This is a genomic window from Pseudomonas sp. NPDC089401, from assembly GCF_044749485.1.
Lineage (GTDB): Bacteria > Pseudomonadota > Gammaproteobacteria > Pseudomonadales > Pseudomonadaceae > Aquipseudomonas.
In genome coordinates, this window is the sequence record NZ_JBIVIA010000004.1 from 297,993 (window position 1) to 314,527 (window position 16,535).

Annotated in this window: 12 protein-coding genes and 1 pseudogene; 5 read left to right on the forward strand and 8 right to left on the reverse strand. The window is 63.2% G+C overall.

Features of this window, described 5'->3' with window-relative positions:
• The first annotated feature begins 128 nt into the window (after positions 1-128).
• Positions 129-1,493, forward strand: coding sequence for a formimidoylglutamate deiminase (locus tag ACIP21_RS11810; protein WP_400687538.1), 1,365 nt, complete (start codon positions 129-131; stop codon positions 1,491-1,493).
• Positions 1,494-1,606: 113 nt separating this feature from the next.
• On the opposite strand, the gene ACIP21_RS11815 is transcribed toward ACIP21_RS11810, so the two are convergent.
• Together ACIP21_RS11815 and bamE are read right to left on the reverse strand one after the other, a co-directional pair.
• Positions 1,607-2,179 (reverse strand): lipocalin family protein, encoded by a 573-nt coding sequence (locus ACIP21_RS11815; RefSeq protein WP_400687540.1) that lies wholly within the window; start codon positions 2,177-2,179, stop codon positions 1,607-1,609.
• Positions 2,176-2,430 (reverse strand): outer membrane protein assembly factor BamE, encoded by a 255-nt coding sequence (gene bamE / locus ACIP21_RS11820; RefSeq protein ID WP_400687542.1) that lies wholly within the window; start codon positions 2,428-2,430, stop codon positions 2,176-2,178. Before bamE ends, ACIP21_RS11815 begins: the two co-directional genes overlap by 4 nt.
• Positions 2,431-2,654: 224 nt before the next feature.
• Between bamE and ACIP21_RS11825 the strand changes: the two are divergent.
• Together ACIP21_RS11825 and ACIP21_RS11830 are read left to right on the forward strand one after the other, a co-directional pair.
• Positions 2,655-3,692 (forward strand): annotated as a pseudogene (locus ACIP21_RS11825) (cache and HAMP domain-containing protein); the annotation flags it as partial.
• A 129-nt stretch (positions 3,693-3,821) separates the two neighbouring features.
• Positions 3,822-4,547: a methyl-accepting chemotaxis protein gene (locus tag ACIP21_RS11830; RefSeq protein ID WP_400687986.1), complete on the forward strand. Its 726-nt coding sequence runs from the start codon at positions 3,822-3,824 to the stop codon at positions 4,545-4,547.
• A 91-nt stretch (positions 4,548-4,638) separates the two neighbouring features.
• On the opposite strand, the gene ACIP21_RS11835 is transcribed toward ACIP21_RS11830, so the two are convergent.
• The 3 genes from ACIP21_RS11835 to ACIP21_RS11845 all read right to left on the reverse strand — a co-directional run bounded on the left by ACIP21_RS11835 (position 4,639) and on the right by ACIP21_RS11845 (position 8,930).
• Positions 4,639-5,235: a DUF924 family protein gene (locus tag ACIP21_RS11835; RefSeq protein WP_400687544.1), complete on the reverse strand. Its 597-nt coding sequence runs from the start codon at positions 5,233-5,235 to the stop codon at positions 4,639-4,641.
• A 3-nt stretch (positions 5,236-5,238) separates the two neighbouring features.
• Positions 5,239-6,249, reverse strand: a complete 1,011-nt coding sequence (locus ACIP21_RS11840; protein ID WP_201203566.1) for a class 1 fructose-bisphosphatase — start codon at positions 6,247-6,249, stop codon at positions 5,239-5,241.
• Between the two features lie 230 nt (positions 6,250-6,479).
• The gene (locus ACIP21_RS11845; RefSeq protein ID WP_400687546.1) at positions 6,480-8,930 is read right to left on the reverse strand and encodes a glycogen/starch/alpha-glucan phosphorylase; all 2,451 of its coding nucleotides are present in this window, start codon (positions 8,928-8,930) and stop codon (positions 6,480-6,482) included.
• Between the two features lie 186 nt (positions 8,931-9,116).
• Between ACIP21_RS11845 and ACIP21_RS11850 the strand changes: the two genes are divergently transcribed.
• Positions 9,117-9,521, forward strand: a complete 405-nt coding sequence (locus ACIP21_RS11850) for a YkgJ family cysteine cluster protein (RefSeq protein WP_003249225.1) — start codon at positions 9,117-9,119, stop codon at positions 9,519-9,521.
• 104 nt (positions 9,522-9,625) lie between these two features.
• Here the strand turns inward: ACIP21_RS11850 and ACIP21_RS11855 are convergent, their stop codons facing one another.
• The 3 genes from ACIP21_RS11855 to thiI all read right to left on the reverse strand — a co-directional run bounded on the left by ACIP21_RS11855 (position 9,626) and on the right by thiI (position 14,640).
• Positions 9,626-11,050, reverse strand: a complete 1,425-nt coding sequence (locus ACIP21_RS11855) for a PhoPQ-activated protein PqaA family protein (RefSeq protein WP_400687548.1) — start codon at positions 11,048-11,050, stop codon at positions 9,626-9,628.
• 186 nt (positions 11,051-11,236) lie between these two features.
• Complete coding sequence (gene typA / locus ACIP21_RS11860; RefSeq protein ID WP_400687550.1) at positions 11,237-13,057, reverse strand: translational GTPase TypA; 1,821 nt, start codon at positions 13,055-13,057, stop codon at positions 11,237-11,239.
• A gap of 128 nt (positions 13,058-13,185) precedes the next feature.
• Positions 13,186-14,640 (reverse strand): tRNA uracil 4-sulfurtransferase ThiI, encoded by a 1,455-nt coding sequence (thiI, locus tag ACIP21_RS11865; protein ID WP_400687552.1) that lies wholly within the window; start codon positions 14,638-14,640, stop codon positions 13,186-13,188.
• 472 nt (positions 14,641-15,112) lie between these two features.
• Here thiI and glnA point away from each other — a divergent pair, with 472 nt between their 5' ends.
• Entirely contained in the window at positions 15,113-16,519 is a 1,407-nt protein-coding gene (gene glnA, locus ACIP21_RS11870) for a type I glutamate--ammonia ligase (RefSeq protein ID WP_369988488.1), read from the forward strand.
• Positions 16,520-16,535 lie beyond the last annotated feature (16 nt).

Below are 16,535 nucleotides of genomic sequence, written 5' to 3' on the forward strand. Positions count from 1 at the left end.
GAGACAAGAGGTGTCGGCACGGCGTTGAGTCCTTAGGCAATGGAATGAGCGGTAGCTTGCCGCAGTTTACCCGGCAGGCAAACAACTGTATATGTATATACAACTACAACGATAATAGGATTTTTCTGATGTCCGCCTACTTCGCCCACCGCGCTCTGCTGCCCGATGGCTGGGCCAGCAATGTCCGTCTCGAGGTGTCCAATGCCGGGTTGCTGACCCGCATCGAGGTCAACGCCTCTGCCGAAGGCGCCGAACGCCTGGCCGGCCCATTGCTGCCGGGCATGCCCAACCTGCATTCGCACGCCTTCCAGCGGGCCATGGCGGGGCTGGCGGAAGTGGCGGGCAACCCCAACGACAGCTTCTGGACCTGGCGTGAGCTGATGTACCGCCTGGTCGGCAAGATCACCCCGCAGCAGCTGCAGGTCATCGCCCACCAGTTGTACATCGAGATGCTCAAGGCCGGCTACACCTCGGTGGCCGAATTCCACTACGTACATCACGACCAGGCCGGCAATCCCTATGCCGACCCGACCGAACTGTCGCGGCGCATCAGCGCTGCCGCAGCCGCCAGCGGTATCGGCCTGACCCTGCTGCCAGTGCTCTACAGCCACGCCGGATTCGGTGGCCAGGCGCCCAACGAAGGGCAGCGGCGCTTCATCAACTCCACCGAGCAGTACCTGCAACTGCAGGCGCAACTGGCGCCGGTGCTGGCGGCGCAACCGGCGCAACAGCTGGGGCTGTGCTTCCATTCGCTGCGCGCGGTGACGCCCGGGCAGCTCGCCGAAGTGCTGGCGGCCAGCGACCGGCAGTGCCCGATCCACATCCATATCGCCGAGCAGCAGAAGGAAGTCGACGACTGCCTGGCCTGGAGCGGGCTACGGCCTTTGCAGTGGCTGTACGAGCATGTCGATGTGGACCCACGCTGGTGCCTGGTGCATGCCACCCACGCCGAGGCCGACGAAATCACAGCCATGGCGCGCAGCGGGGCGGTGGCCGGGTTGTGCCTGACCACCGAGGCCAACCTGGGGGATGGCATCTTCCCCGCCGTGGACTTCCTGGCCCGGGGTGGGCGCATGGGGATTGGCTCGGACAGCCATGTGTCACTGAGCGTGGTCGAGGAACTGCGCTGGCTGGAATACGGCCAGCGGCTGCGCGACCAGCGTCGCAACCGGTTGTATCGCGGTGATCAGCCAATGGTCGGGCGCACGCTGTACGACGCGGCGCTGGTCGGTGGCGCCCAGGCGCTCGGGCAACCGATTGGTCAGCTGGCGGTGGGCAAGCGGGCCGACTGGCTGGTGCTGGATGGGCAGGACCCGTACATCGCCATGGCCGAGGGGGATGCGGTTCTGAACCGCTGGCTGTTTGCCGGCGGGGATCGTCAGGTGCGGGATGTGATGGTCAATGGTGCGTGGGTGGTGCGCCAGGGGCGGCATGCGCAGGAAGAGGAAAGCGGGCGGGCGTTTGCCGACGTGTTGCGGCAACTGCTCGGCTGAGCAAGCTGGGGCTGCGTTGCAGCCCTTCGCGGGCAAGCCCGCTCCCACGGGAGGTATGCGCATTCCTGTGGGAGCGGGCTTGCCCGCGAAGGGCCGCAAGGCGGCCTCAAAATTCAATGCATCTGCACGATCTGCTTGTCCGGGGTACGCCAGATCAGCCGGCTGGTGTCATAACCCTGCTGGCGCGCCTTGGACATCAGACTCTCGCGCTCCCAGGCCGGCAGCGTGGGCGTGCGCGACAGGATCCACAGGTACTTGCGGTCCGGGCTGCCGACAATGGCCGTGCGGTAGTGCTCGTCCACGTACAGAATCCAGTACTCGCCCTTGGTCACGCCCGGTACCAGGCGCGTAAACCAGTTGTCGAACTCCACCCACAAGCGGTCGGTATGCCCCGGCTCCTGGATGTTGGCGTGGCCCTCGGCACGCAGCCATTCATCGCCCATCGTGCGGCAACGGTTGAGCACACCGTACGAACCGTCGGGCTTGAGGTTGTAGTGGGCTTCGGACTGGGCGCAGTCGGCCTGGTACTTCATCGGCAGGCGTGCCAACTCGTACCATTTGCCCTGGTAGCGCTTGAGGTCGACATGACCGGCGGTCTTCGGCGCCAGCGGGTCGCTCGGTGAGGTGGCACAGCCACCCAGCAGAACGACCAGGCACAACCCCAGCAGTACGTGCAGACGCCTCATTGGAGGCCCTGCCCGGAGTAGATCAGGACCTTGTCGGCGGCGTATTGAACGCTGATGAAGCTCTTCTCGTCCCCCCAGGTGCAACTGCTCATGCCCAGCGCGCCGGAGCACTCGGCAGGCGTGCCGAGCAGCTGCTCGACCTCGGCCTTGCTCATGCCGGTCTTGAGCTTGGAATAGTTTTCCTGGTTGATCTTGCTGCACGCGGTCAGAACGACGCACAAGGACAACAGGGCGAGGGAACGCAACGACATGAAGGCACACTCCTGGAAAATAGACACAGGCGAGTGGCCTGCAGTGATCTTCGACGAAAAAATCGCTCCCTGGTTCCCTGGCAACCCGGCTTTCGTTGTACGCCGTTGGTCGGCGAAAGGCGCGCGAGCGATTAATGTTTTGCCGCGCCGCGTCGACACAGCGAGCACGCTGTGGCGGATTGTCGCAGCACCTCCTCCTACGCCTTGCCTTGTGCAGACCAAAAATGACCAAGAACCTCAAGTTCAGCCACAAGATCCTGCTGGCCGCCGCCCTCGTGGTGGCCGCTGCCTTCACCTGTTTCGTGCTGTTCAACGACTACCGACAACGCCAGTCCCTGCGCCATGACACGCAGACCAACCTGCAGGACCTGGGCGAGCTCACCGCCGGCAACATCCACAACTGGCTCGACAGCCGCATCCAGCTGCTCGACTCGCTGGCCCAGCAGGTCGCCGTCGACGGCCCGGGCAAAGCCAGCCTCGAGCGCAGCCTGGCGCTGCCGGTGTACGGCCGCAACTTCCAGCTCACCTACTTCGGCGGCCAGGACGGCAGCATGCAGTCGGTGCCGGTGGGCAACCGTGCAGCCGACTATGACCCGCGCGTTCGCGGCTGGTACAAGGCCGCCAGCGCCAGTGGCCAGACCATCGTCACCGAACCCTACATCTCGGCCTCCGCCGGCAAGCTGGTGATCACCCTGGCCACGCCCGTGCGCCAGGCCGGCAAGATGATCGGCGTCAGCGGCGCCGACACCGACCTGCAGACCATCAGCAACCTGATCAACGCCCTGGACTTCGGCGGCCAGGGCCATGCCTTCATCGTCAACGGCGAAGGCAAGGTGCTCATCCACCCCAAGGCCGAGCTGGCGCTGAAGGCCCTGACCGACGTCTACCCCCAGGGCACCCCGCGCATCGGCAGCGGCCTGCAGGAAGTCGAAGTCGACGGCCGCAAGCAGTTCATCAGCTTCACCCACGTCGACGGCGTGCCTTCGGCCGACTGGTACGTGGCGCTGGTGCTCGACCAGGACGCCGCCTTCGCCATGCTCGGCGAACTGCGCACCTCGGCCATCGTCGCCACGCTGATCGCGGTGGTGGTGATCATCGCCCTGCTCGGCCTGCTGATCCGCGTGCTGATGGCACCGCTGCACCTGATGGGCCGCGCCATGCATGACATCGCAGAGGGCGAAGGCGACCTGACCCGGCGCCTGACCATTCACGCCCAGGATGAGTTCGGCAGCCTCGGCCAGTCGTTCAACCGCTTCGTCGAGCGCATCCACGAGTCGATCCGCGAAGTGGCCTCGGCCACCGGCCAGGTCAACGCCGTGGCCGCCCAGGTGGTCAGCGCTTCGAATGCTTCGATCAGCAATGCCGACCAGCAGTCCAGCCGCACCAGCAGCGTGGCCGCCGCCATCAACCAACTCGGCGCCGCCGCCCAGGAAATCGCCCAGAACGCGGCGCTGGCGTCTCAGCACTCCAGCGAAGCCCGCGGCCTGGCCGACGATGGCCAGCAGGTGGTAGGGCGCACCATCGAGGTGATGAACCAGCTCTCGGCGCGCATCAGCGACTCGTGCGGCAACATCGAGACGTTGAACGCGCACACCGCCAACATCGGTCAGATCCTCGACGTGATCAGTGGCATTTCCCAGCAGACCAACCTGCTGGCGCTCAATGCCGCCATCGAGGCTGCCCGTGCCGGTGAAGCCGGGCGCGGCTTTGCCGTGGTTGCCGACGAGGTGCGCAACCTGGCCCACCGTACCCAGGAATCGGCGCAGCAGGTGCAGCGCCTGATCGAAGAGCTCCAGGCCGGTGCGCAGATGGCGGTCAGCACCATGAACCAGAGCCGCCAGCACAGCGACCACAGCGTGGGCATCGCCAACCAGGCCGGTGAACGGCTGGGCAGCGTGACCCAGCGCATCGGCGAGATCGACGGCATGAACCAGTCGGTGGCCACTGCCACCGAGGAGCAGACGGCCGTGGTCGAGTCGATCAATGTCGACATTATCGAGATCAATACGCTGAATCAGGAAGGGGTGCAGAACTTGCAGAGCACTTTGCGGGCCTGCAGCGACCTGGAGCGCCAGGCCGAGCGGTTGAAGCATCTGGTGGGGAGTTTCAGGATCTGAAACCGCGGCGCCTGCTTCGCGGGTGAACCCGCTCCCACAGGGGACCGCGATCCCTTGTAGGAGCGGGTTTACCCGCGAAAAGGCCTTCGGATCAGAACCTGGACCCAGGCTCCAACAGGAAGTCCATCTCTTCGCTGGTGCTCGGTCGCCCCAGCACCAGGTTGCGGTGCGGGAAGCGACCGAACCGGGCAATCACCCGCTGGTGCTGCTCGGCATAGTCGAGAAAGCCCGCAAACAGGCGCTGGTTGGCCTCCGGCTGCTCGTCCAGCAACACCTGGTAGCGCTCGACGCACAGGTTCTGCCAGTCCAGCACTTCGGCATGCTCCAGCACCAGCAGCACGAACACCCGCTGGATCGGCAGCAACTGGCAGTCCCAGTGCTTCTGCAACCCCTGCAGGGCCACCACCTGCGCCCGCCGGTCGCCCTCGAAGGCACGCGGCGTGTCGCGGTAGAGCATGCGCGGCAGTTGGTCGAGCAGGATCAGCAGGCCGAGCCAGCCCTGGGGGCTCTGCTGCCACTCGTCGAGCCCGCCCGCCAGGGCGTGCTCGACCAGGTCGCCAAACAGCGCCTGGGCCTCGGCATCATGGTGCTTGCCGAACCACAGCGTGCTCTTCTCGTCAGCCACGGCCTGGGGGCTGGTGCCCCAACCGAACCACCACTCCAGCAACGGCTGCCAAGGTGCGAGCATGACTTACTCCTTGTGGTAGGCGGTGACGCGCTCGACCTCTTCCTTCGAGCCGAGGATCACCGACACACGCTGGTGCAGGCCCTCCGGCTTGATGTCGAGGATGCGCTGGTAACCATCGGTGGACACGCCGCCGGCCTGTTCGATGATGAACGACATCGGGTTGGCTTCGTACATCAGGCGCAGCTTGCCCGGCTTGCTTGGGTCGCGGGCATCACGCGGGTACATGAACAGGCCGCCACGGGTCAGGATGCGGTGCACGTCGGCCACCATCGAGGCGATCCAGCGCATGTTGTAGTTTTTCTTCAGCGGGCCGGTCTCGCCTGCCAGCAGTTCGCCCACGTAACGCTGAATCGGGGCTTCCCAATGACGCTGGTTGGACATGTTGATGGCGAATTCGGCGGTGCTTTCCGGCACGCGGATGTTCTCGTGGGTCAGGACGAAGCTGCCCAGTTCGCGGTCCAGGGTGAAGCCCTTGACGCCGTTGCCCAGGGTAAGGATCAGCATGGTCTGTGGGCCGTAGATGGCGTAACCGGCGGCGACCTGCTGGGTGCCTGGCTGCAGGAAGGCGTTTTCGTTCAGGGTTTCGTTCTGGCTCAGGTACTCGTTGGGGCAACGCAGAACCGAGAAGATGGTGCCGACGGACACGTTGACGTCGATGTTGGACGAGCCGTCCAGCGGGTCGAACACCAGCAGGTACGCGCCTTTCGGGTACTTGCCCGGGATCTGGTAGGCGTTGTCCATTTCCTCGGACGCCATGCCGGCCAGGTGGCCGCCCCACTCGTTGGCTTCGAGCAGGATGTCGTTGGAAATCACGTCGAGCTTCTTCTGCACTTCGCCCTGCACGTTCTCGGTGCCCATGCTGCCCAGCACGCCGCCGAGGGCGCCCTTGGAAACGTGGTGGCTGATTTCCTTGCACGCACGCGCCACCACTTCGATCAGGAAGCGCAGATCGGCAGGGGTATTGTTGCTGCGGGTCTGCTCAATCAGATAGCGACTCAGGGTAACGCGGGACATGTATGGCTCCGAAAGGATTGGGGGAGATAAACCCCCGCAGTTTACAGGGAGAGTTGCGGGCTAGCGAGCAAAGAGACTCGCCTGGGCTGTCAGACGGCACATCAGGTCGGTAGTTCAGCCGGCGCCAGGCCGATGGTCAGGTTAACGGCCATTCGCGGGCAAGCCCGCTCCCACAGGGGATCGGCACAGATCTCCAGGTCTGTGAGATCCCCTGTGCAGTGCAAGCTACATCAATCCAGCGCCTTCCAGATCTCGGTGGCATATTCGCGAATGGTCCGGTCGGACGAGAACCAGCCCATCCGCGCGGTGTTCAGCACCGCCATCCGCCACCACTCCTGCGGCGTGTGCCACAGTTCCTCGACCCGCCGCTGGGCATCCCAGTAGGCATCGAAGTCGGCGCACACCAGGAAGCGGTCATAGCCCACCAGCCCGTCGATCAACCCCGCATACCGCGATGGATCGTCCGGCGAGAACACCCCGCTGCGGATCGCCTGCAGCACATCCTGCAGGCGGCTGGAGGCGGCAATCGCCGCACTCGCGCCGAAGTCGCCCGCCTTGCGCCGTGCTTCCACCTGCTGCGCGGTGAGGCCGAAGATGAACATGTTGTCCGCCCCCACCTGCTCGCACATCTCGACGTTGGCGCCATCCAGCGTGCCGATGGTCAACGCGCCATTGAGGCCGAACTTCATGTTGCTGGTGCCGGACGCCTCGTAACCGGCCGTGGAAATCTGCTCCGACAGGTCCGCCGCCGGGATGATGCTTTCGGCCAGGCTGACGTTGTAGTTGGGCAGGAACACCACCTTGAGCAGGCCGCGCACGGTCGGGTCGTTGTTGACCACCCGGGCGATGTCGTTGGCCAGCTTGATGATCAGCTTGGCCTGGTGGTAACTGGCCGCGGCCTTGCCGGCGAAGATCTTCACCCGCGGCACCCAGTTGGTGCCGGGGTCGTTGCGTATGGCCTGGTACAGCGCCACGGTGTGCAGCAGGTTGAGCAGTTGGCGCTTGTATTCGTGGATGCGCTTGACCTGCACGTCGAACAGCGCCTCGGGGTTGACTGTGACGCCCAGGCGGTCCTGGATGATGCTGGCCAGCGCGCGCTTGCTGTGCAGGCGCTGGGCAGCGAACTGCTTGCGAAAGCCCGGCTTGTCGGCGAACGGCACCAGGCCGGCCAGGCGCCCTTCCGGGTCGTCCTTGAGCTCCGGCCCCAGCGCTTCTACCAGCATGTCGGTCAGTTGCGGGTTGGACTGGTACAACCAGCGGCGGAAGGTGATGCCGTTGGTCTTGTTGTTGATGCGCTGCGGATAGAGCTTGTGCAGCTCGGCGAACACCGTGCTCTTCATCAGCTTGCTGTGCAGCGCCGAAACGCCGTTGACACTGTGCGAACCCAGGAACGCCAGGTTGCCCATGCGCACCCGGCGGCCGTTGTCCTCCTCGATCAGCGACACCGCGCGCAGCACGTCGAAATCGTGCAGGCCTTTGGCGCGCAGGCTGTCGATGTGGTAGGCGTTGATCAGGTAGATGATCTGCATGTGCCTGGGCAGCATGCGCTCCATCAACGCCACCGGCCAGGTTTCCAGGGCTTCGGGCAAGAGGGTGTGATTGGTGTAGGCCAAGGTTCCGACGGTCAGTTCCCAGGCCTTTTCCCAAGGGATTTCGTGCTGATCGACCAGCAGCCGCATCAGTTCGGCCACGGCGATCGACGGATGGGTGTCGTTGAGCTGGATGGCCGCCGCATCGGGCAGGTTGAGCAAGTCCTTGTGCATGTTCAGGTGGCGCCGCAGCAGGTCTTGCAGCGAGGCCGAGACGAAGAAGTATTCCTGACGCAGGCGCAGTTCCTGGCCGGCTTCGGTACTGTCGGCCGGGTACAGCACGCGCGAAATGCTTTCGGCGCGCGCGACCTCGGCCACCGCGCCCAGGTGGTCGCCGGCATTGAAGCGCTCCAGGTGCAGTTCTTCCAGCGCCCGCGCACGCCACAGGCGCAGGGTGTTGACGCTGGCGCCGCGCCAGCCGGCAACCGGCGTGTCATAGGCCACCGCCCGCACCGTTTCACCTGGCGACCACACCTGGCGCTGCTGGCCCTGTGCAGCGGTCAGGGTTTCGACGCTGCCGCCGAAGCTGATCGGGTAGATCACCTCGGCGCGCTCGAACTCCCAGGGGTTGCCGAAATCCAGCCAGTTCTCGGTCTGTTCCTGCTGCCAACCATCGACCACGGCCTGGCGAAACAGCCCATGCTCGTAGCGGATGCCATAGCCGTGCGCGGCAATGCCCAGGGTCGACATGCTTTCCATGAAGCACGCGGCCAGGCGGCCGAGGCCGCCATTGCCCAAGGCGGCATCCGGCTCGAGCAGGCGAATACGCTCCAGGTCCACGTTCAAGCCTTCCAGCGCGTCGCGGGCGATATCCAGCAGCCCCAGGTTGCTCAGGCTGTCGTACAGCAAGCGGCCGATGAGGAATTCCAGCGAGAGGTAGTAGACCCGCTTCTGGCTGCGTCGATAGGCCCGACGGGTGTGGTCCATCCAGTGTTCGACCATGTGATCGCGCGCGGCCAGGGCGATGGCTTCGAACCAGTCATGGTCGAAGGCATGCTCCGGGTCCTTGCCGACCGCGTAGGTCAGCTTGTTCAGTACCGCCGCGCGAAAATCCGCGACTTCGGCGTCACGTGCTTTGGGTTCCTGGGACATGCGGCATCCTCGGGCAAGTTTGACGAAAGCGGAGCGAGAGTGTTGAGCCTAGACGCTTCGACCGGGAGCGACAGCCTGCGTTCGCGGTTTTCATGCAGCGGCGTGCAATCGGTCAAAAGGTTGTTCATAAATTGAACGATTCCGGTATGATCGCGCGCCCCAAGACCGTGATTCACCCCCATAACGATGAAAACGACCCTGATTGCCGCCGCCGAAGTCGACCGCCTGGAGACCTGGCAGCGCTACACCAGCAACATGTGCCATGGCTGCCATTCGACCTGCTGCACCCTCCCGGTGGAGGTGAAGATCAAGGATCTGATCCGCATCGGCGTGGTGGACGAGTTCGAGAAAGACGAGCCGCCGAAGAACGTGGCCAAGCGCCTGCAGAAGGAAGGCATCATCGAGCGCTTCAACCAGAAGTCGGGGATCTTCACCCTGACCCGGATGAGCAACGACGACTGCATGTACCTGGATCGCAAGAGCCGCCTGTGTACCATCTACGACAAGCGCCCGGACACCTGCCGCAACCACCCCAAGGTCGGGCCGCGGCCGGGATATTGTGCCTACAAGCCAAAGGTGGTCGGGCGTTGATCGCTGACCTGTTCCGGCCTCTTCGCGGGTAAACCCGCTCCCACACAAGCGCTGCAAAGTCCTGTGGGAGCGGGTTTACCCGCGAACACCGGAGTGACTGACTTTCAGGCAGCCTCAGCGGGAAAGCTGCGACAAGCCCCACCCTGCTCCGCCGGCGGATGCCCGGGGTAGCTCTGCGGCAGCACGCTGACCGGGCTGGTGGCGATGAAGCCGTCGGCGAATCTGGCTTCGACGAACTGCGCTTGCCAACCGACGGCCGGCACCGTGTGCGGCAAGGTGAAGCGCAGCTGGGGCGTTAGCGTCTCGGACTGGTAGCGCACCCCGCAGGCATAGCGGAAGTCGCGATCCTGGCGGTTGATCGCTGTCCACAGCTTTACCGCTACCGGCGGCTCGGAGAATTCGACGGCCAACTGGCTACCCTGCCTGAGCACCGACACCTGCACGCTCGGCAACGGCTTGCCATCACGCAAGCGCGTCACAGCCGGCACCAGGGTGCTCAGCACTGCCCGACGCACCCCGCCATGATCGGAATTCGGCAACACCCTCAAGCTCGTCTGGCCTGGCAGACGCTGCTGGTAATCGGTGACCGGGTCAGGGACGAAGAAGTCGTCACCACTGGCGGACACCAGGTACTTGGGAATCGCCAGGCGCTGCCCCTCCTCGTTCTGGTACTGCATCGGGTCCATCATCGCCATCAACCGCTCGAAGGCCGGAGTGCCCAGCTGTTGCAACACACCAGCCTGCTGGTAGGCCCCCAGGGCCAACGGCCAGTGACCACCATAGCGTTGACGCATTCCGGAGAGCATCGTCGAGGTATCCATCACGTCTATCACGCTGGGCACGATGGCCATCACCCGCTCATCGGCCAATGCCGTGAGCCAGGCGCTCCAGCCGCGCTTGGACGCACCGGTGATGATGAAGCGCTCCACCTTGAGCCCTTGCAGTAGCAGTTCTTGTTCGGCCAGGTCCATCGCCTCGCTCGCCGCGGCAGCCATCGGCACATGCAGCGGCAGTTCCGGCGCAGCGCCCCGAAGTGAATGAGCCCAGGTATGGGCCACGGCGTCATCTTCGCGCATCGGCGTTTCGGCATCGCTGAAGGTCACGTACTGGTTGGGTACGTCACTGACCATCACGACGGCGATACGCGCCCTGAGCGCAACTTCGCGCAACGCTTCACGCGAATAGTCAGGCGTTTGCGCCGGACCATGGCGCACACCGTTGTTCACCACCAGCAACGCATTGCCAGGCACTGCGTCATGCGGGACATGCAGCTCGACATCATGCTGCCAGCGACGCGGCTCGACGACCGGGGCCGGCTCCCACAACTGAGAGCGCATCTGCAGGCGACGAAACGCGTAGCCGGTCTCGGAAGACTCCTCGAGCAATTCGTACTCCAAGGGTGCCTGTTGCACATTGCCGATATGGCAGCGGACGATTTCCTGCGGACGCAGGCCGCTGCAATCCTGAAGGGCACTGGCATGGAAGCTGGCCACCAGGCAGGGGATGGCCAGAGCGAATCGGTACTTCATGGGCGGGCGTCCGGAATGAGTAAGCATTCCACCCTAGGTCGCCCTGCCCTCCCCTCGCAAGGCACGAACGTCCCTGAGAGAGGCAGCCTACGTGGGCTTGAGACAACACTTACAAAGCTTGCGCCAGACAAACAAAAACGCCCCCGGCCTTTCGACCGGGGGCGTTTTCATTCAGCCTGAGCTAACTCAGTTCTTGGCTTTCTTGGCAGCGCGGGTACGCTCGCCTTCGTCCAGGATCTTCTTGCGCAGACGGATCGACTTAGGAGTCACTTCGCACAGCTCGTCGTCCTGGATGAATTCCAGAGCCTGTTCCAGGGTGTGGCGAACTGGCGGTACCAGGGCGATGACTTCGTCCTTGCCCGAAGCACGCATGTTGTCGAGCTTCTTGCCTTTGGTCGGGTTCACGCCCAGGTCGTTGTCACGGCTGTTCAGGCCGATGATCTGACCGTTGTAGATCTCCTGGCCGTGTTCGACGAACAGCTTGCCGCGAGCCTGCAGGGTTTCCAGCGAGTAGGTCAGCGCCTTGCCGGTTTCAACCGAAACCAGAACACCGTTCAGGCGGCCGGACATCTGGCCCGACTTCATGGTGTCGTAGCGATCGAAGATCGAGGTCAGGATGCCTGCGCCGTTGGTCAGGGTCAGGAACTGGTTACGGAAACCGATCAGACCACGGGCTGGAATGTTGTACTCCAGGCGCACACGGCCCTTGCCATCCGGCACCATGTTGGTCAGGTCGCCCTTACGCAGGCCCATCTCTTCCATGACCTTGCCCTGGGATTCTTCAGGGATGTCGATGGTGACGTTCTCGAACGGTTCCTGCTTCACGCCGCCGACTTCACGGATGATCACTTCAGGACGGCCCACGGCCATCTCGAAGCCTTCACGGCGCATGGTTTCGATCAGAACGGACAGGTGCAGCTCACCACGGCCCGAGACCTTGAACTTGTCTGGGGAGTCGGTTTCCTGAACGCGCAGGGCTACGTTGTACAGCAGCTCCTTGTCCAGACGGTCCTTGATGTTACGGCTGGTGACGAACTTGCCTTCCTTGCCGCAGAACGGCGAGTCGTTGACCTGGAAGGTCATCGAAACGGTCGGCTCGTCGACGGTCAGCGGCTTCATCGCTTCTACCGCGTCCGGGGCGCACAGGGTGTCGGAGATGAACAGCTCGTCGAAACCGCTGATGCAGACGATGTCGCCAGCCTGGGCTTCTTCGACGTCGATGCGGTGCAGGCCGTGGTGGCCCATCAGCTTGAGGATACGGCCGTTGCGCTTCTTGCCGTTGGTGTCGATGGCGACGACCGGGGTGTTCGGCTTGACGCGGCCACGGGCGATACGGCCAACACCGATGACGCCGAGGAAGCTGTTGTAGTCCAGTGCGGAGATCTGCATCTGGAACGAACCGTCACGGTCGACGTCCGGGGCCGGTACGTTGTCGACGATCGACTGGTACAGGGCAGTCATGTCTTCGCCCATGGCGGTGTGGTCCAGACCGGCGATGCCGTTCAGGGCCGAAGCGTAGACGACTTTGAAGTCCAGCTGTTCGTCGGTGGCGCCGAGGTTGTCGAACAGGTCGAAGATCTGGTCCAGAACCCAGTCAGGACGCGCGCCCGGACGGTCGACCTTGTTGATCACGACGATCGGCTTCAGGCCGGCTTCGAAGGCCTTCTTGGTCACGAAGCGGGTTTGCGGCATCGGGCCGTCCTGGGCGTCGACCAGCAGCAGCACGGAGTCGACCATCGACATCACACGCTCAACCTCGCCACCGAAGTCGGCGTGGCCGGGGGTGTCGACGATGTTGATGTGGTAGCCGTTCCAGTTGATGGCGGTGTTTTTCGCCAGAATGGTAATACCGCGCTCTTTTTCCTGGTCGTTGGAGTCCATGACGCGCTCGTCGTTGAGCTCGTTGCGCTCCAGGGTGCCGGACTGACGCAGGAGTTTGTCGACCAGGGTGGTTTTACCATGGTCAACGTGGGCGATGATGGCGATGTTACGCAGATTTTCGATCACAACTGTATCTCGATCAGAGGATTCGGTTGCCACCCAGTGTAGGTGGCGAATATGTACGCTTTTAGGCTCAGCGGGCCCGGCGGTCGGGAGGGCGATGGCGGATGCTGCCGCCATACAGCCCTGGCGTCTTATGTCGGACGATAAACACGCACATTGGCATGTCCCTCACTGAGCAGGTGGTGTGCGTGCAAGCGGCTCATCACACCTTTGTCGCAATACAGCAAGTACTGGCGCGTAGGGTCCAGATGCTTGAACTTGCTGTTGATGGCATAGAACGGCATGGCCTGGACTTCGATGCCGTCCAGGGCCAGAGGTTGGTCTTCCTGGGCGTCGGGGTGACGAATGTCGATGACGATCTGGCCCGGCAGTGCCTCGGCCACTTCCTCGATTTCGATGTCCTTGCCCAGCTCGTCGATCACATGATCGATGGAGATGAACTTGGCGCGCTCCAGGGCACGCTCCAGCACGGCCATGTCGAACTGCTTTTCTTCGTGCTCCATGCGGTGGCGCTTGGCATGGGTGGTCGGGTTCACCGAGATCACGCCGCAGTATTCGGGCATGTGCTTGGCGAAGTCGGCGGTGCCGATTTCGGTGGCCTGGTCGATGATGTCCTGCTTGTGGCTCGCCAGCAACGGGCGCAACACCAGCTTGTCGGTGGCCGAGTCGATGATCGACAGGTTCGGCAGGGTCTGGCTGGAGACCTGGGAGATCGCCTCGCCGGTGACCAGCGCCTCGATCTGCAGGCGGTCGGCCATGTGCGCGGCGCCGCGCAGCATCATGCGTTTGAGGGTCACGCCCATGTAGCTGTTGTCGACCTTGTTGAGGATCTCGCCGACCACTTCCTCGAACGGCACGCTGATGAACAGCACGCGCTGGCTGCTGCCGTACTTCTTCCACAGGTAGTGGGCCACTTCCATCACGCCCAGCTCGTGGGCACGGCCGCCGAGGTTGAAGAAGCAGAAGTGGGTCATCAGGCCGCGGCGCATCATCTGGTAGGCGGCCACGGTGGAGTCGAAGCCACCGGACATCAGCACCAGGGTCTGTTCCAGGGCGCCCAGTGGGTAGCCGCCGATGCCGTTGTGCTGGTTGTGGATCACGTACAGGCGCTGGTTGCGGATTTCCATGCGCACCACCACTTCAGGCGTCTTCAGGTCGATGCCGGCGGCGCCGCACTGCTGGCGCAGCTGGCTGCCGACGTAGCGGTCGACGTCCATCGAGGTGAAGTCGTGGTGGCCGCCACGCTTGCAGCGCACCGAGAAACGCTTGCCGGCCAGCAGGTGGCCGTAGTGCTGCTTGCACTTGGCGACGATGTCGTCGAAGTCGCCCAGCGGGTATTCCTCGACCTGCAGGAAGTGGGTGATGCCCGGGGTGCAGGTGAGGCGCTCGATCATCTCGCGCTGGACCTTCTCGTCCTCGACGCGGGTGACCACCTCGAGATTGTCCCAGACACCATCGACCGCGAGCTCTGGATCGAGGTCCTTGAGCACGTTGCGGATGTTCTTGCCGAGCTGGCGGATGAAGCGCTTGCGCACCGGCCGGCTCTTGATGGTGATCTCTGGGAAGACTTTGACGATAAGTTTCATTGGTTTAACAGCGCGCGCAGGGCCTGCCGAAAATGAGGGGCGCGAATTATAGCGGAAATTGCTCAGGATTTGAGCAACTTTTGATCAGAAGGTTCGAGATAAATGCAGGACCAGGGTTTTGCGCCGCCAGTGCCGGCCCTTTCGCGGGTAAACCCGCTCCCACAGGAACCGCGATCCCCTGCAGGGGCGGGTTTACCCGCGAAGAGGCCCTCCAAGAAGGCACACTCTTCAAGCCGTGCACCCATTTGGTGCTCTAAACTCGATTCCTGCCTCCTAAGAGTGCATCTTTTTGCCCCGCCACCCCGGCAAATGCCCGCAAACGCCCCCTTTTATCCCGGCCTCGCCATTTTCGGGCACTGGCATGCAATTTGCTCCCTTGTGAGGCAGGTAAGCTTGGCCGACTATCCGCGCCCGGCAACACCCTTTTTCCAGAGCAGCGGCCTACCGCGCTCTAGACCCTCCGGAGGACAACATGTCGAAGTCGGTTCAACTCATCAAAGATCATGACGTCAAGTGGATTGATCTGCGTTTCACGGACACCAAGGGCGTACAGCATCACGTGACCATGCCGGCGCGTGATGGCCTGGACGAAGACTTCTTCGAAGTCGGCAAGATGTTCGACGGCTCCTCCATCGCTGGCTGGAAAGGCATCGAAGCTTCCGACATGATCCTGATGCCAGTCGACGAGACTGCTGTCCTGGACCCGTTCACCGAAGAACCGACCCTGATCATCACCTGCGACATCGTCGACCCGTCGAGCATGCAAGGCTACGATCGCGACCCACGTGCGATCGCCAAGCGCGCCGAAGAGTACCTGAAGAGCACCGGCATCGGTGACACCGTGTTCGCCGGCCCGGAGCCAGAGTTCTTCATCTTCGACGAAGTGAAGTTCAAGTCGGACATCTCCGGCTCGATGTTCAAGATCTTCTCCGAGCAAGGCTCGTGGATGTCCGACGCTGATGTCGAAGGCGGCAACAAAGGCCACCGTCCAGGCGTGAAAGGCGGCTACTTCCCGGTTCCGCCGTTCGACCACGACCACGAAATCCGTACTGCCATGTGCAACGCACTGGAAGAAATGGGTCAGACCGTCGAAGTTCACCACCACGAAGTGGCGACTGCCGGCCAGAACGAAATCGGCGTCAAGTTCAACACCCTGGTGAAGAAGGCTGACGAAGTACAGGCCCTGAAATACGTCGTGCACAACGTTGCCGACGCCTACGGCCGCACCGCCACCTTCATGCCGAAGCCACTCTACGGCGACAACGGCTCGGGCATGCACGTGCACATGTCGATCTGGAAAGAAGGCAAGAACACCTTCTCCGGCGAAGGCTATGCCGGTCTGTCCGACACCGCCCTGTACTTCATTGGCGGCATCATCAAGCACGGCAAGGCCCTGAACGGCTTCACCAACCCGTCGACCAACTCCTACAAGCGTCTGGTCCCAGGCTTCGAAGCCCCGGTAATGCTGGCCTACTCGGCGCGCAACCGTTCCGCCTCGATCCGTATTCCTTACGTCGGCAGCCCGAAAGCCCGCCGTATCGAAGCCCGCTTCCCGGACCCATCGGCCAACCCGTACCTGGCCTTCGCGGCCCTGCTGATGGCCGGCCTGGACGGTATCCAGAACAAGATCCACCCAGGCGACGCCGCCGACAAGAACCTGTATGACCTGCCGCCAGAAGAGGCCAAGGACATCCCGCAGGTTTGCGGCAGCCTGAAAGAGGCCCTGGAAGAGCTGGACAAAGGCCGTGCGTTCCTGACCAAGGGCGGCGTGTTCTCCGACGACTTCATCGATGCCTTCATCGAACTGAAGAGCGAAGAAGAGATCAAGGTCCGCACCTTCGTGCACCCGCTGGAATACGAGCTGTACTACAGCTGCTGATCTGATCGGCGCCTTG

Coding starts and splice junctions, on each gene's coding strand:
- ACIP21_RS11810 (WP_400687538.1), top strand. CDS start 129: ATGTCCGCCTACTTCGCCCACCGCGCTCTGCTGCCCGATGGCTGGGCC.
- ACIP21_RS11840 (WP_201203566.1), bottom strand. CDS start 6,249: ATGTCCCGCGTTACCCTGAGTCGCTATCTGATTGAGCAGACCCGCAGC.
- glnA (WP_369988488.1), top strand. CDS start 15,113: ATGTCGAAGTCGGTTCAACTCATCAAAGATCATGACGTCAAGTGGATT.
- thiI (WP_400687552.1), bottom strand. CDS start 14,640: ATGAAACTTATCGTCAAAGTCTTCCCAGAGATCACCATCAAGAGCCGG.
- ACIP21_RS11815 (WP_400687540.1), bottom strand. CDS start 2,179: ATGAGGCGTCTGCACGTACTGCTGGGGTTGTGCCTGGTCGTTCTGCTG.
- ACIP21_RS11855 (WP_400687548.1), bottom strand. CDS start 11,050: ATGAAGTACCGATTCGCTCTGGCCATCCCCTGCCTGGTGGCCAGCTTC.
- ACIP21_RS11845 (WP_400687546.1), bottom strand. CDS start 8,930: ATGTCCCAGGAACCCAAAGCACGTGACGCCGAAGTCGCGGATTTTCGC.
- ACIP21_RS11850 (WP_003249225.1), top strand. CDS start 9,117: ATGAAAACGACCCTGATTGCCGCCGCCGAAGTCGACCGCCTGGAGACC.
- ACIP21_RS11835 (WP_400687544.1), bottom strand. CDS start 5,235: ATGCTCGCACCTTGGCAGCCGTTGCTGGAGTGGTGGTTCGGTTGGGGC.
- bamE (WP_400687542.1), bottom strand. CDS start 2,430: ATGTCGTTGCGTTCCCTCGCCCTGTTGTCCTTGTGCGTCGTTCTGACC.